The sequence below is a fragment of the Micromonospora sp. NBC_01412 genome (assembly GCF_045040215.1).
GTDB classification, from domain to species: domain Bacteria; phylum Actinomycetota; class Actinomycetes; order Mycobacteriales; family Micromonosporaceae; genus Micromonospora; species Micromonospora rubida.
On record NZ_CP109528.1, the window covers coordinates 5,169,637 to 5,183,329 of the forward strand.

Below are 13,693 nucleotides of genomic sequence, written 5' to 3' on the forward strand. Positions count from 1 at the left end.
GGCTCAGCTTCCCGCCCGGGCCGAGCGGTGCCGGACCCGGTCGGAGGCGGCGTCGCGGGCGCGGTCGCCGACCTCGGCGGCCATCCCCTCGCGGGCCGGCGGGCCGGCCTCGACCACCCGGCCGCTGTCCACCGGCGTGCTGATCACCACGTCGAGGGAGGGCTTCAGCTCCCCGCCGAGCGCGGTCCACACGTCGGCGAACGCCCGGTCCTCCGGCGGCGGCAGCGCCACGGTCATCGGCACCGGCATGCCGATCGCGGCCACCGAGCCGGTCAGCACCGCCGGGGGCAGCGCGTCGAGGCGCAGGAAGCACAGCAGCAGCGAGGAGAGCAGCCGGTGCTCGTCCTCGGGGCGCTGGGTCCACGCGGTGACCAGGTAGGACAGCTTGATGTAGCGGGGCGGGGCGACCCGCCGGGCCACCTGGCCGCGCTCGTCGTACTCGTTGACCAGGCCCCGGGACCGGCGGCGCAGGTCCTCCCGGATGTCGTAGAGGTAGACGTTGACGGTGGGGGCGTTGCGCCGGGCGGCCCACTCCTTCGTCGGCGCCTCGAGGACGATGTCCACGCCGGATCCGGGCAGGGCCTCGTCGCGGACCAGCCGGCGCAGCGCGTCGTCGATCTCGTGGATCACCCGCTCACCACCTGCCCCGGAAGGGCGGGTCGAGCCCGCGCGGCACCACCAGGAACTGCTCGGCAGCGCGTACCGACCCGAAGGCGCGGCCTCCCGAGACCCGCGCGGCGGTGAGGTCGCGCGGGCCCAGCTCGTCCTTGCGCAGCACCAACACCTGGGTACGGAAGCTGCCGTCCGCATCGACGGTCACCGTGTCCGGGGTGGCGGTGATTCCCGGCTGCCAGCGCAGCCGCACCGTCGCCCCGGGCGGGAAGCCGGTGCCAACGGCGGCGGTCACGAACCCGGGCGGCCCGATCGCCGGGTCGACGCGCAGCTGCGGCGCGATCACCTGCACCGGCGCCTGCGCCGTACGGGTCGCCGACACCTCCCGTACGGTCGCGGTGAGCCGCCCGGCGACCGCCGCGACGATCGCCGCCCGCGCGGGCAGCACGACCCTGACCACCTGCTGCCCGCCGGGGCCGAGCGTGCCGAGCAGGCAGAGCTGGCGGCCGGCCCCGCAGCGCGGGTCGGCGCTCAGCGGCGGCAGCAGCGGGGCGGGCGGGGTGACGTCCAGCCAGACGTTGTCTGCCGGCAGACGACCGGCGTTGCGCACGGTGAAGGTGACGGGGACCGGGTCGCCGCCCAGGTAGGCCGGCTGGTTGCCGACGGAGACGGTGAGGGCGAGGTCCGGCGACGGCAGGCGTTGGAACGCCGGCTCCGACCCGACCTGCCGCACGACCGTCGTCGGCGGGCCGCCCGCGCCGGGCAGGACGACGATGTCCGGCGGCTCCTCGGACGCCTGGAGGGTCACCGCGATCCGCCGGCCGTCCGGGGACCACGCCGGGTCCGCCGCCGAGCGGCCGTCCCGGTCGCCGGCGGCGAGCGGGTGCCGGGCGGCGGAGCCGTCGGGCGCGACCACACACAGGTCGGCGAGGCGGCTGCTGTCGGCGAACGCGATCGCGGCCCCGTCCGGGGACCACGCCGGCGACCGGTCCGTCTCGCGGGCCGGGCAGCCGTCACCGATCCGGGCGCTGAGGTCGGTCTGGTCGGTGACGGTCAGGGTGCCGGTGCCACCGCCGTCGAGCCGGGCGAGCCAGATCCGGGTGCCGGTGAGCTGCGGGTCGGACACGATGATCAGCGCCGTGTCGGCGCCGGTGCGGCCGGCCTGGTCGGTGGCCCGGCAGGTCACCACGGTCTGCCCGATCGGGAACCGCGAGCCCGACGGCGGCTCGCAGCGCACGGGCAGCGGCCGGTCCGCCGCGTCCACGGCCGTGGCCTGATAGGTCACCTGGGCGCCGGTCGGCCCGGTCGGGGCGACCTGCACGTCGTCGACCCGGACCAGCGGCAGGCCGGGCTGGGCGACCCGGACGATCAGCTCCTGCACGGCGTCCGACCCGGCCTCCGGCGGGTCGAGGTCGAAGCGCAGCGTGCAGCGCAGCACGGACCCGGGGACCGCCCCGGGCGCGACGGAGACCGTCTCGGTGAACCTGGCCGGCGTGCCGGCGTCCACCCTCGCCGGGTCCGGGTCGAAGGCGACGGAGAGGCCGTCGTCGCAGATGGCGCTCGGCCTGACGGTGACCTTCAGCTTCCCGATGGCCTCGATGATGGCCGTGATCATCTGCCCCGGGTCGCTGTTGGCCGTGAGCAGGCCGCCGGTGGCCTCGGCCAGCCGGCCGGCCGCGCCGTCGTAGTTCAGCCCGCGCTCGAAGTCCGCGCCGGCGATGGGCACACCGATCAGCGCGATCCCGGCGGCCTGGAGCGCGCTGGTGAGGTCCCCCTCGTCGATCGCGCCCTCCTCCGGCGGTGGGAGGGTCTTGTCCACGCTGTCGGTGTCGCTGATCAGCACGACGATCCGGCTGCTGTCCGGCCGGAACCCGATCCGGTCGTTGCCGGCGAGCTGCCGCAGCGCGTAGAACCAGTTCTCCGTGCCGTACGGGCTCTGCGCGGCGAGCCGCTGCACGGCGGCGTCCACGGCCGCGTCGTCGATGGTCAGTGGCTGGCGGGGCAGGTACATGTCCGGGTCGTACTCCCCCTCGCCGCCGCGCCCGCTGAACGTGGCCAGGCCGAACCAGGCGTCCGGCTGGCTCGCCCGCACGTTCTCGATCACATCGGGCAGCCGGTCCCTCAGCTGGCTGATCACGCTCGCCCCGCCCTCCCCGGGCTGGGACATCGAGGCGGTGTCGTCGACGAGGAAGACGATGTCCGGGCGGGGCGGGATCGGCGGGGTGGGCAGCGACTGCTCCACGGTAAACGAGGTGCCCGGCAGCGCCGGCCGGTCCACCCTCGGCACCGCCAGGTCGCTGCGCCGGGGGGTGGCCAGCCGGGAGAACGCGAGCCGCAGGCCGTCCGGCGACCAGGACGGCTCGGCGTCGCGGCCGATCAGGTGCGGGGGCATTGGCACCTCGGCGAGCAGCCGCCCGTCGGCGACCGCGACGACCAGGATCCGCGAGGGGTCGTCGTTGTCCGACGGCTGCCGGCTGAACGCGACCGCCTCGCCGGTCGGGGACCAGCTCGGGTCGGTGTCCCGGTCCCGCTCGGCGGTGCCCGGCGGGGCGAGGGTGCGCGGGTCAGCGCCCGAGGCGTCGGCGACGACGATCCGGGCCCCGCCGCCGGGCTGGTCGGCGCTGTAGACGAGCCGGGTGCCGTCGGGGCTGAACACCGGCCCGGTCTCCGACAGGCCGGGCCGGCCGGTGTGGTCGCGGCGGTCACCGCCGGTGGCGTCGGCGGTCCACACGTCGCTCGTGTCGGCCAGCTCGGTGGCCGTCCAGAGCAGGTCACCGCCCCGCCAGGCGGGCTCGTGCTCGGGCAGCGGGCCGGCGGCGACCGGGGTCACCCGCCCGGCCCGGGCGACGTACACGTCCCCGGCGGGGTCGTCGCGGACGGAGGTGAAGGCGATCCGGGCGCCGTCGGGGGACCAGGCCGGCTCCGCGGCGTCCCGGGGGCCCGGCACCGCGCGGGTCACCGGGCCGCCGCCGGGGGCCACGGTGGCCACCGTACGGAAGGCCGGGTCGCCCGCCGGCGCGAACCGGGTGGTGGTGAAGGCGATCCGCGCGCCGTCCGGGGACCACGCGGGCTGCCCCTCGGCGGCCGGGCCGTCGGTCACCCGGACCGCGGCGCCGCCCCCGGCCGGCAGCACCCAGACGTCCCCGGCGGGGTCGCCCCGGGTGCTGCCGAAGGCGATCCGGGCCCCGTCCGGCGACCAGGTCGGCCAGCTGTCCTCGGCCGGGTGGTCGGTGAGCCGGCGCAGCCCGGATCCGTCGACCCGGACCACCCAGATGTCGGCGTTGCCGGCCCGGTCGCTGGTGAACGCGACCTGCCGGCCGTCGGGGGACAGGGCGGGGTGGGCGACCGTGCCGGGGCCGCCGACCAGCCGCACCGGCGACTCGCCCGGGCGGCGCAGGTAGAGCCCCCCGCCCCGGTCGGCGCCGCCGGGGTCGGCCCGCCGCCCGACCCAGACCAGCCGGCCGGCACGCGCGTCGACGTCCCGCTCGGCGTCGCCGCGCTCGCCCTCGGACAGCAGCGGCCGGGGCCCGGCGGTGGCGCCCGCGCTCACCACCGGGGTCGGGCGCTCCTCGCTGCGGTAGCCCAGCCGGTAGCCCACCTCGGCGGTCGGCGGGGCCGGCGCCGGGGCGGGCGGTGTGGGGGCGGGTGGCGCGGGTGGCGCGGGCGCGACGAGCGCCGGCCCGGCCACCAGCCCGAGCACCATGACTCCCCAGCGGCGGTTGCCCCAGCGCACGACACCTCCCCGTGGTCACCCTTGTCCCCACCGTGGCGACCCCCGGCGGGGCGGGTAGCGGCGGTCGGTGCCGGCCTGCGGGCAGTGCGGCCTGCCCGATGGGGCAGCGCGGCTCAGATCAGGCCGTTACGCAGCGCGTACGCCACCGCGTGGCAGCGGTTGCGCAGGTGCAGCCGGTTCGTCACGTCGTGCAGGATGTTCTTGATGGTCCGCTGCGAGTAGGAGAGCTTCGCGGCGATCTCGGCGGTGTCGAAGCCGTCGGCGACCAGGCGCAGCACCTCCACCTCCCGGTCGGCCAGCCCGGAGAAGGTCAGCCCGCGCGGCCCGAGCACCTCCCGTTGCAGCGCCCCGACCTGCTGGAGCAGCCGGCCGAGCAGGTCCGGCGGGACGGCGCCCTCGCCCGCCGCGGCGGCCCGGACCACCGAGACGAGGCGGTCCGCGCTGGCCTCCGACCGGCGGACGATCCCCGCGACGCCGTGCTCCACGGCGGCGACCAGCCCGGCGTCGTCGACCTGGGTCACCACCAGCACCAGCGCGGGCGTGCCCCGGCTGCGCGTCGCGCGCAGGGTCCGCAGGGACGACTCGTCGATGCCGTCGGTGATGATCACCGCCACCTCGGCCCGGTCGGCCTCGGCGTCGTCGAGCAGCAGCACCTCCGGCCGGGGCCGAAGCTGACTGACCACCCCGGCGCGCGAGATGACATCGGTGGAGGACAGGTGGACTGGTACGCGTCGCATGAGCACCCCCGAGTGCGCTCGGTCGGACGATCGGTGACGCCGAGTATCGCTCGCCGCACCAATCGTGCAGTCAACGTGGGCTCAACGGCCCTCCCGCGTTGCCCCAAGGTCTTCCTCCACGGCGGATTGAACGGGCGGGCATCCACCTAGAGTCGCGCCATGACCACCGACGCGAACCTGGACACCGACCTCGTCGAGGTCAGCCCGGGCAGCGAGGCGAGCTGCCGGCTGGAGGTCCGCAACACCGGCCCGATCGTCGAGTCGTACGTGCTCGAGGTGCTGGGCGACGCCGCCGGTTGGGCCCACGCCGAGCCGCCCACCGTCTCGGTCTACCCCGGCTCGGCCGAGACGGTCGCGATCCGCTTCCAGCCGCCCCGGTCGCCGCAGGTGGTGGCAGGCGAGCGGCCCTTCGCGGTGCGGGTCACCCCGGCCGAGAACCCGGACGGCCAGGTCGTGCCGGAGGCCACGGTGCGGGTGCTGCCGTTCGCCGAGATCGCCCCCGAGATCCTGCCGCGCACCTCGCGGGGGCGCTGGGGCGGCAGGCACGAGCTGTCGGTGTCCAACCTGGGCAACACGCCGCTCGGGCTGGCGTTGGCCGGTAGCGACCCGGACAACCGGCTCCGCGTCGCGGTCCGCCCGCCGCAGCTCGCGGTGGCCCCCGGCGAGGCGGCCTTCGTCCAGGTGCGGGTCCGCGCGCGGCGGCTGCGCTGGCGTGGCCATCCGGTGACGCTGCCCTTCCAGGTCGCGGTCTCCTCGGAGGAGACGCCCCCGGCCACCCTGGACGCGGCGACCGTGCAGGAGCCGTTGCTGCCGCAGGGGGTGGGTCGGATCGTCGCCGCGCTGGTGATCCTTGCGCTGCTCGGCGCCGGCCTGTGGTATGCGCTGCTCCGGCCGTCGGTGAAGTCCCTGGCCGAGGAGGTCGCCCAGGAGCAGGTGGCCCCGGTGGCGCAGCAGGCCAGCGCCGCCGACAGCCGGGCCCAGCAGGCCGACGACAAGGCCCAGCGGGCGCTCGGCGGCGGGTCCGCCAGCCCCCGCCCGTCGGGGCCGACTCCGAGCAATCCGCCGCTGCCGCCGTCGGCGACGCCCAGCGCGCCCGTGCCGGGCATCCCGGCGGGCGGGCAGTCCTTCAGCCGTCGGCTCGCGGTCACCGCCGCGGGCGGCGCCACCCGCACCGACCAGTACACGGTGGCGTCCCGGCGGGTGTTCGTGCTGACCGACATCTTCCTGCAGAACCCGCAGGGCGACGGGGGGCGGCTGGAGTTGGTGGTGGACGGGACGACGGTGCTCACCGTGGCGTTGAACAACTTCCGGGACCTCGACTACCACATGGTCTCGCCGATCGAGGTCCGCGCCGGCCGGGTGATCAGCCTGCGGGCCACCTGCCGGAAGGCGGGCACCACGCTCGACGGCGCCGGTGGCGGTGGCGGCCAGTGCCGCGACTACGCCCTGCTCAATGGCTACACCCGCAGCGTGAGCACCCCGGCGGCCTGACGACACCGGCCGGGTGGCCGCCGGGGAGCGGTGGCCACCCGGCCGAGGCCGGTGGGTTCCCGGCCGGGCACGACTCCGGCGGGGTTCCAGTGCGCTGACCGAGGGCGGCCGTCGACCGGCTCGGCGTGGGCGGCGGCTCCGCGCTCCCGTTTCACCGGCCCGCGCCGGACACCCCATCAGGCGGTGTTGACGCAGCTCGTCCGTGCGGCGGGGCGAGGCGGAGCTCATCGGGGAGCTGCACCGGCGCAACGCCCGCCGGTCCATCGCCGCCGCGGACGACGACCACCTGGCCGGCACGCCCGCCGCCGAGGCGTACGCCGCGCCGCGGGTCCCGCTGCCCGAGCCACCCCGGCCGGTCGGCCGAGCTGCCCCGGGCGATCAAGGCCTGGGAGTACGCGGGCGCGGCCGGCGTGGACGCCGTCGACGCGGCGTTCAGCCCGCCGAAGGAGCTGGTCGCCCGGGTCATCGACGCGCTGCGCGAGTCGGGCGAGGCTGACGGCGTTCCGCCCCGGGTGAAGAACTGGCGCAACCGGTGGACCATCGGCCGCGACGTCCAGGTGCGGTACGGCCGGGACGACCGCTGGTACCCCTTCCGGAAGCGGTCGGGGGACTGATGGCCGGCGGGGTCGCCCAGCCCCGACCCGGCGGACGCCCTGCTCGACCTGCCCCGGGACACCGGCAGCTCGACCAGGCGATCGATGGACCCGAAGACAGAGAGACGGTTGCCTTCAGGAGATCATCGATAGTACGGGGCGATCTACGCTTGACTGAGGTCGAGGATGCTCCATCGGGCAGGCAGGACGGCGGCGGCGGGCTTGGGCTCGGTGGTCGCCAGGCGCGCCTGGTGGGCGATCGCGGCGCGGGCGGCGTGGCCGAGGGCGATGTCGCCGCCAGTGGCGATAGTGGGGCCTCGAATCCGGCCAAGGGGCACCGTCGCTGATCCGGTACGTGGGCGCCGCCCCGAGCACTGTTCCCGCTGGTGGTCGCGTAGCGGCTCCAACCTCGGTCTTTCATGAGTGATTGATCTTGGTGTTGTGGGTGCGGCTGGCGGTGTTTCTGCTGGTAGGTACGGTCTGGGCCCGACGTGTGGCCGGGTTCCTCGGAGCTGTTGTAGGTGCTGGGCTCGATCAGGCGGGTTCCGGCCGGGAAGCCGCTGGTGTCGGCCAGGCCGGTGAGTTCGCAGATTTCGGCGCCGTCACGCAGGCCGCGCTCACTCTCGACGGCGGTGACGCGGCCGGGACATCGACTGGCCGGCCCTCGATCTCCAGAATGGAGTGATGACAGTCGACGCGACTCCCCGGCGACATCCGCTCCTGCCCGTCCTCGCCGGTTCCCGAGCCGTCCTCGTCGGCCGGGACACCCCCGACCCCGACGCCGACTACGGCTTCGGCCACGGCTACGAGTCGGCGGTGGAGGCGACCAGGGCGTTGGCCCGTACCCTCGTCTCCCCGAACATCGGTACGCCCCTCCTCGAAGCGCACACCGAACAGCTCGTGCGCGGGGAGTCCCCCGAGGCGGTGATCGACGCCGTGCGCCGGGCCGCCGCAGCGGCGTCGGACACGTTGCTGTTCTCCTACGCCGCGACCGGCCCGGAACACTGGGAGACCCCCGAGGGCGCGGAGCGGTGGACCGAGGATCCGGCCAGCAGGCGGTCCGTGCTCGGGAGGGTCGCCGACCTGATGCGGGACAGCGCGGCCACCCGACTCGTCGTCCTGCTGGACTGCGGTTCCGCGCAGATCGCCGCGCGGCACTTCACCCGGCCGGACCCACCGGCCGGTCACCGGCACGGCGCACAGTTGTCGCTGCTGGGCGCTGGCCGGGTGATGCTGTTCGGGAGCGAGATCGACCCGTTCACGAGCACCCTCACCAAAGCGCTTCAGGCAGGGGTCGACGGCGGTCCCGAGGCCCTGAATCTGGTGGCGCTCGGCGACGCGGTGCGGGCCAAGTTCACCGAGCTGCGGTACCTGGTCGAGAACGAGTACATTCCGGGAGCGAAAGAGCTACTTATCCACGGCGGCTACGAGGTGGCACTCGGCATCAATCGGGCCTTTCCGCCCGATGACCGCGACGTCGCCCTGCGGTACCCGCCGCGCTATCCCGGCGCCTTCTTCGCCCACCCCGACGCCGTGAGCGAATCCGAAGGCTACTGACCCTGTCAGCGGGAATTCCGGCTCAGTGCTCGGCGACTCCACCGGTCGACGCTGCCGCGTTCGCGGGTTGAAGCCGGCTCATTCGGGCTGCCCCGGCGATCAGGCCTAGGCTGCCGGTAAGCGCGAGCGCGATGACGCTGGCCGCCAGCGGGTTGGCGATCTGGTTGGCCAGCGGGTACATGTAGTCGGCGGCGAACAGCACGTTGGCGCTGCCCGGGTCCGGGATCATGCTCAGCACATTGTCCAGGGTGTTCACCCCGCAGGCGATGAGGGCCGGCAGGCCGAGCAGCAGGATCAGCCACCGGATCGGCCGTGGGGTCCGGGCGACCCGGTGAGCCGTCCAGGTCATCCCCTGCAACACCACGATCAGCCCGATGACGAACCCGGCGACCGCGCCGGCGAGCACGCCGTGCGGCTCGATCGGATAGGCGCTGATCGTCATGCCGGTCTGGTTGTCGTATTCGGAGACGCGTAACAGCACCCCGTCCTGGTACGCCCAGAACACCTCGTTCGGGCTGTTTCCGCCGGCCCGACTGTTGACGCCACCCGGGCTCCGGGCGCCGGTCCGCCAGCCCGCGCTCGTCAGGTGCTGGTAGGCATCGGCCAGGACGGTCGGTGTCTCGGCGACCTGCTCGTAGACCCGGCTCTGGCCCATCGGCGCCGGCGGCCCACCGTCCCAGCCCTCCTCAGCGAAATCCTGGAACTCGCCGTACGTCCGGTAGGCGTAGGCCATGTTGAGCGGGTTGTCGTCCGGGAGTTCGTAGACGAGCGAGGCCGGACGGCCGACCAGATCGTCGCTGAAGGCGGCAAGATTGGGGTCTTCGGGGTTGGCGAGTCCCCAGACTGCCAGGGCACCGGCCCCGCTGAGCACCACGGCCGCCCAGATCGCTACGAGGCCGGCCGCGAGCCTACCGACCCAGGTGGGCGGCACGAACCGGTACCGGAGACCGTTCACCAACAGGTGGACCGCCTCGCCGCGCGATGGCCGGACCTGCCCCGGCTCGGCGGCGTCGAGCAGGGTGGTGAGGATTTCCAGCCCGCGTTCACGCCGGTAGAAGCCGGGGTACGCCCAGAGTAGACGGCGGTAGGAGCGCTCCAGGTCAGGCATGCTGAACTCCCCCGATGAAACCGAACGCCTCGCGCAGCCGGGAGGCAGCCACCTTTGCGTTCGACTGGAGCCGCTCCACTGCGGCTTCGAGCGCCGCGCGGCCGTCGTCGGACAGGGTGTAGTAGCGGCGCAGTCGGCCGCCCACGGCCTCTTCCCGGTCGAGGACAATCAGGCCCTCCGTGCTGAGTCGGTCCAGCGCCGCGTACAGCGTCCCGGCCTTGAGCTTGACCCGCCCGCCGGACAACTGCTCGACGGCCTGAATGATCCCGTAGCCGTGTAGCGGGGTGGCGCGCACCAGCGCGGTCAGGATGAAGAACGTCGGCTCCTGCATCGTCATGGCCTTAACCGTAGACCGCCTCTATATACAGGTGACTTGTATATCGATCGGCCCGTACGCGGTACGGTATCTACTCGTTAGGATGGCGGCACTATGTCGAACGAGCGTAAGGGCAAGATCGACCCCGCCCGCAGCCTGGCCATCCTCTGGCGCACCCGGGAGCCGACCAGCCGCAGCGCCGGGCCGGGGCTCAGCGTCGACCGGATCGTCCGGGCGGCGATCGAGATCGCCGACGCCGAGGGGATCGACGCGCTCACCATGCGCCGGGTCAGCGAGGCGCTGGGCGTCGGGACGATGTCGGTCTACACGTACGTGCCGGGCAAGGCCGAGCTGATCGACGTCATGGTCGACACGCTCTACGGCGAGATGAGGCGCCCGGCGGACGTCCCCGGCGGCTGGCGGGCCCGGCTCGAACAGGTCGCCCGGGAGAACCTGGAGCTCTACCGCGCCCACCCGTGGCTGCTGCGCGCCGAGACCAGCCGGCCCGTGCTCGGCCCGAACCTGCTCGCCAAGTACGACTACGAGCTGGGCGCCGTGGCCGGCATCGGCCTCGACGACGTGGAGATGGACTCCGTGCTCACCCTGGTCCTCGGGCACGTCAAGAGCGCGGCGCGGGCCGCGCTGGACGTGGTCGACCTGGAGCGCGAGACCGGCATGACGGACGGCCAGTGGTGGCAGTCGCACGCCCCCTGGCTGAAGACGTTCGTGAAGTCGGGCAGCTACCCGACGGCCTCCCGGGTGGGCTCTGCCGCCGGGGAGGCGCACGGCGCGGCGTACGGGCCGGAGTACGCGTTCGAGTTCGGCCTCCAGCGGGTGCTCGACGGCGTCGCGGTGATCGTCGCCAAGCGTTCGGCCGAGGCCGAACCGGACCGCTCGGGCGCGGCCGACGCCGGATAGCGGCGCCGGCTGACGTCCACTTTGTCGGTCCGGTCGGATACCGGACATGGTGCGGCCGGCCGCCCGGCTGCTCTGCCATCCTGGATCTTCCCCGCTGGTGTCCATCCGCGCCGGCCAGACCCGGCCGGCGAGCCGGGGGCGGCGCGCGGCGGGGCGGACGGGGGCGCGGATGACCGTACGTGTGGAAGCCGGCCGCAGGGCCGAGACGTCGACCACGACGCTGACCCGGGGCGCGGCCCAGCCGGGCCGGGGCGGCCCGTCGCGCTGGCGGGATCCGCTCCGCACGACCCCCGCGCGGATCGTCGTCCACGGGCTCCTCCTCGCGGCCCTGCTCGTCGCCACGGCCGTGGTCGCCCTGCGCGCGGGCGGGCCGGCGACCACGCTGGGCGAACGGTCCGCCGCGACCGCCGCGCGGACCGGCACGAGCGCCCGCCAGATCTACGTCGGCCTGGCTGACGCCGACGTCGCCGCCAGCGCCGTCTTCCTGCTGCCGCCCGGCGCGGACCGGGCGGCCGGCCTGAAGGCCGACTACCAGCGGAGGATCCACGAGGTCGAGCACGCGCTGAACGCCTCGATGGGCGCGGCGGTCGACGACCCGGACCGGCTGGCGAAGCTGGCCGCGATCGCCGCCCGGTTGCAGGTCTACCAGCGCATCATCTCCGACGCGCTGGCGGTGGCCGAGGGGCCGGGAACGGCAGCCAACCAGGGGGTGCTCGCCTCCGCGTACGCGCGGGAGGCGTCCTACTACCTGTCCACCCAGTTGCTGACCGCCGCCCAGACCCTGTGGGACTACGACACCAGGCTGCTGCGGGAGGCCCGGGTCGACGCCCGGTGGTGGGTGGCGGCCTCCCTGCTGATGCCGCTGCTGACCCTGGCGGCGCTCGGGGCCGTGCAGTGGTGGCTGTGGCGGCGCACCCGCCGCCGGCTCAACGCCGGCCTGCTCGTCGCCTCGGCGGGCGTCGTGGCCGTACTGGCCCTGGCCGTCGCCTCGTGGTCGCACTGGCCGGCGGCCGACAGCCGGTTCCCCGAGCTGGCGCGGGCCGTGGACGAGCAGAGCGTCACCCAGCAGCGGCTCGGCACGTTGCTGGCCGGGCGCGCGGACGTCTACCTGGGGCTCGGCGCCAGCGTCGACCCGGTGGGCCACCACGAGGACTTCGACGGCCGGCGGCTCTGCGACGTCCCGGACGGGGTGGACTGCACCACCCTGACCGCCGTGTGGACCGCCCGGCAGAGCCAGGAGCCGGACGCGTTCCGCCGGGCCATGGACGCGGTGCTGGACGCCGGGCCCGCCGGGGAGTCCTTCGACGCGGCGACCGCCGCCCTCACCAACCGGCTCGACGAGGGCGACAAGGTGGTCGCCGGGCACGTCGACCGCCTGCCGGCGACGCCGCGCCAGTTCGGTGGGCTCGCCGCGTGGGTCACGTTGCTCGCCGGCGCCGCGGTCGTCGTCGGGTTGCGGCAACGCCTGGCCGAGTACCGGTGAGACGGACGGGGGGATCGATGACGACACAGGTGGCGAGGCGCTCGGCGGCCCGCCCCGGCGGCGGGCCGGTGGCCGTCCGGGCCGCGCTGGCCGGGGTCCTGCTGCTGGCGGTGGCGGCGTGCACGACGGTCCCGCCGGACTCCGCCGCCGTACCCACCGCGGCACCCTCGGCCGTGCAGCGGATCGCCGCCGGCGGTGAGCCGGCCAACGCCTTCTGCACGGTGCGCAGCAGCTTCGCCCCGAGCGGCACCCCGCCACGGGTGATCCGCGGCCGGGCGCCCGGGCAGGGCCTGGTCGCGGGCGTCGACCCGTCGGACGCCACGATGAGCCACTGGAACGCCGAGACGCAGCAGTTCGAGGGCTTCAACATCGACCTGTTGCTGGCGGTGGCCCGGGCCGTCTGGCCGGGGGAGGAGCCGCGCAAGCGGATCACCTTCAAGGTGGTGCCGCCCGGGCAGGGCGCCTTCGAGATGCTGGCGTCGGACCATCCGGACCGGGTCGACCTCATCGCCACCTCGCTGACGGCGAGCTGTGAGCGGGCGAAGCAGGTCATCTTCTCCAACGACTACCTCGACTCCGGGCAGACCGCGCTGGTCCGACGAGTCGGCGGCCGGCCGGACGGGCCCCCGGAGTACGCGGGCATCGAGCAGCTCGGCGGCCGCCGGGTCTGCGCGGCGGCGCGGACCACCTCGCTCGCGGCGATCGCCGCCTACCGGACGGCCGACGGCACACTCCCGGTGCCGGTGCAGGCCGCCCACCCGATCGACTGCCTGGTCATGCTGCGCCAGGGGCAGGTCGACGCGGTCAGCACGGACGAGAACATCCTGCTCGGCTTCACCCGGATGGCGCCCGACACCGTCCTGGTCACCGAGCCGCCCCGGGACAATGCCCAGTTCTGCCGCTACCACGACGCCAGGTGGCCGTGCACCTGGTTCACCGACGAGCCGCACGCCTTCGCGTTCGCCCGGGACAACCCGGACAGCATCGAGCTGGCCCGGTTCGTCAACCACGTCCTGGAGTCCACCCGCGCCTCCGGGGCGTGGTCGGCGGCGCACCGGCAGTGGCTCGCCGACCACCCCGACCGGGGGCAGCCGACACCGGGCCCGCCGGTCACGTCGTGGCCGCCCGGGTGAGGGGCGGGGCGT

At 74.8% G+C, this 13,693-nt stretch carries 12 protein-coding genes; 7 read left to right on the forward strand and 5 right to left on the reverse strand.

The genetic code is table 11. The annotated features are described in order from the left end of the window. Positions 1-3: 3 nt before the first annotated feature. The 3 genes from OG617_RS23635 to OG617_RS23645 all read right to left on the reverse strand — a co-directional run bounded on the left by OG617_RS23635 (position 4) and on the right by OG617_RS23645 (position 5,082). Complete coding sequence (locus OG617_RS23635) at positions 4-630, reverse strand: DUF4255 domain-containing protein (protein WP_405095167.1); 627 nt, start codon at positions 628-630, stop codon at positions 4-6. Between the two features lie 4 nt (positions 631-634). After that, entirely contained in the window at positions 635-4,345 is a 3,711-nt protein-coding gene (locus OG617_RS23640) for a VWA domain-containing protein (protein ID WP_405095168.1), read from the reverse strand. A gap of 113 nt (positions 4,346-4,458) precedes the next feature. After that, positions 4,459-5,082 carry a LuxR C-terminal-related transcriptional regulator gene (locus OG617_RS23645; RefSeq protein ID WP_405095169.1) on the reverse strand — a complete coding sequence of 208 codons (624 nt, stop codon included), beginning with the start codon at positions 5,080-5,082 and terminating at the stop codon, positions 4,459-4,461. A 159-nt stretch (positions 5,083-5,241) separates the two neighbouring features. Here OG617_RS23645 and OG617_RS23650 point away from each other — a divergent pair, with 159 nt between their 5' ends. From OG617_RS23650 to OG617_RS23665, 4 genes are all read left to right on the forward strand, one after another. Then, complete coding sequence (locus OG617_RS23650; protein ID WP_405095170.1) at positions 5,242-6,573, forward strand: hypothetical protein; 1,332 nt, start codon at positions 5,242-5,244, stop codon at positions 6,571-6,573. A 410-nt stretch (positions 6,574-6,983) separates the two neighbouring features. Beyond that, positions 6,984-7,187: a hypothetical protein gene (locus OG617_RS23655; RefSeq protein WP_405095171.1), complete on the forward strand. Its 204-nt coding sequence runs from the start codon at positions 6,984-6,986 to the stop codon at positions 7,185-7,187. A 406-nt stretch (positions 7,188-7,593) separates the two neighbouring features. After that, positions 7,594-7,851 (forward strand): hypothetical protein, encoded by a 258-nt coding sequence (locus OG617_RS23660; RefSeq protein WP_405095172.1) that lies wholly within the window; start codon positions 7,594-7,596, stop codon positions 7,849-7,851. Next, entirely contained in the window at positions 7,851-8,723 is an 873-nt protein-coding gene (locus OG617_RS23665) for a hypothetical protein (RefSeq protein ID WP_405095173.1), read from the forward strand. Before OG617_RS23660 ends, OG617_RS23665 begins: the two co-directional genes overlap by 1 nt. Before the next feature lie 22 nt (positions 8,724-8,745). On the opposite strand, the gene OG617_RS23670 is transcribed toward OG617_RS23665, so the two are convergent. Together OG617_RS23670 and OG617_RS23675 are read right to left on the reverse strand one after the other, a co-directional pair. Next, positions 8,746-9,831 (reverse strand): hypothetical protein, encoded by a 1,086-nt coding sequence (locus OG617_RS23670; RefSeq protein ID WP_405095174.1) that lies wholly within the window; start codon positions 9,829-9,831, stop codon positions 8,746-8,748. After that, the gene (locus tag OG617_RS23675) at positions 9,824-10,168 is read right to left on the reverse strand and encodes a PadR family transcriptional regulator (protein WP_328822636.1); all 345 of its coding nucleotides are present in this window, start codon (positions 10,166-10,168) and stop codon (positions 9,824-9,826) included. Before OG617_RS23675 ends, OG617_RS23670 begins: the two co-directional genes overlap by 8 nt. Before the next feature lie 93 nt (positions 10,169-10,261). Here OG617_RS23675 and OG617_RS23680 point away from each other — a divergent pair, with 93 nt between their 5' ends. The 3 genes from OG617_RS23680 (at position 10,262) to OG617_RS23690 (ending at position 13,681) form a co-directional block, all read left to right on the forward strand. Continuing rightward, positions 10,262-11,065: a TetR/AcrR family transcriptional regulator gene (locus OG617_RS23680; protein ID WP_405095175.1), complete on the forward strand. Its 804-nt coding sequence runs from the start codon at positions 10,262-10,264 to the stop codon at positions 11,063-11,065. Between the two features lie 169 nt (positions 11,066-11,234). Continuing rightward, the gene (locus OG617_RS23685; RefSeq protein WP_405095176.1) at positions 11,235-12,548 is read left to right on the forward strand and encodes a hypothetical protein; all 1,314 of its coding nucleotides are present in this window, start codon (positions 11,235-11,237) and stop codon (positions 12,546-12,548) included. Between the two features lie 17 nt (positions 12,549-12,565). Further along, positions 12,566-13,681: a transporter substrate-binding domain-containing protein gene (locus tag OG617_RS23690; protein WP_405095177.1), complete on the forward strand. Its 1,116-nt coding sequence runs from the start codon at positions 12,566-12,568 to the stop codon at positions 13,679-13,681. The last annotated feature ends 12 nt before the right edge of the window (positions 13,682-13,693 follow it).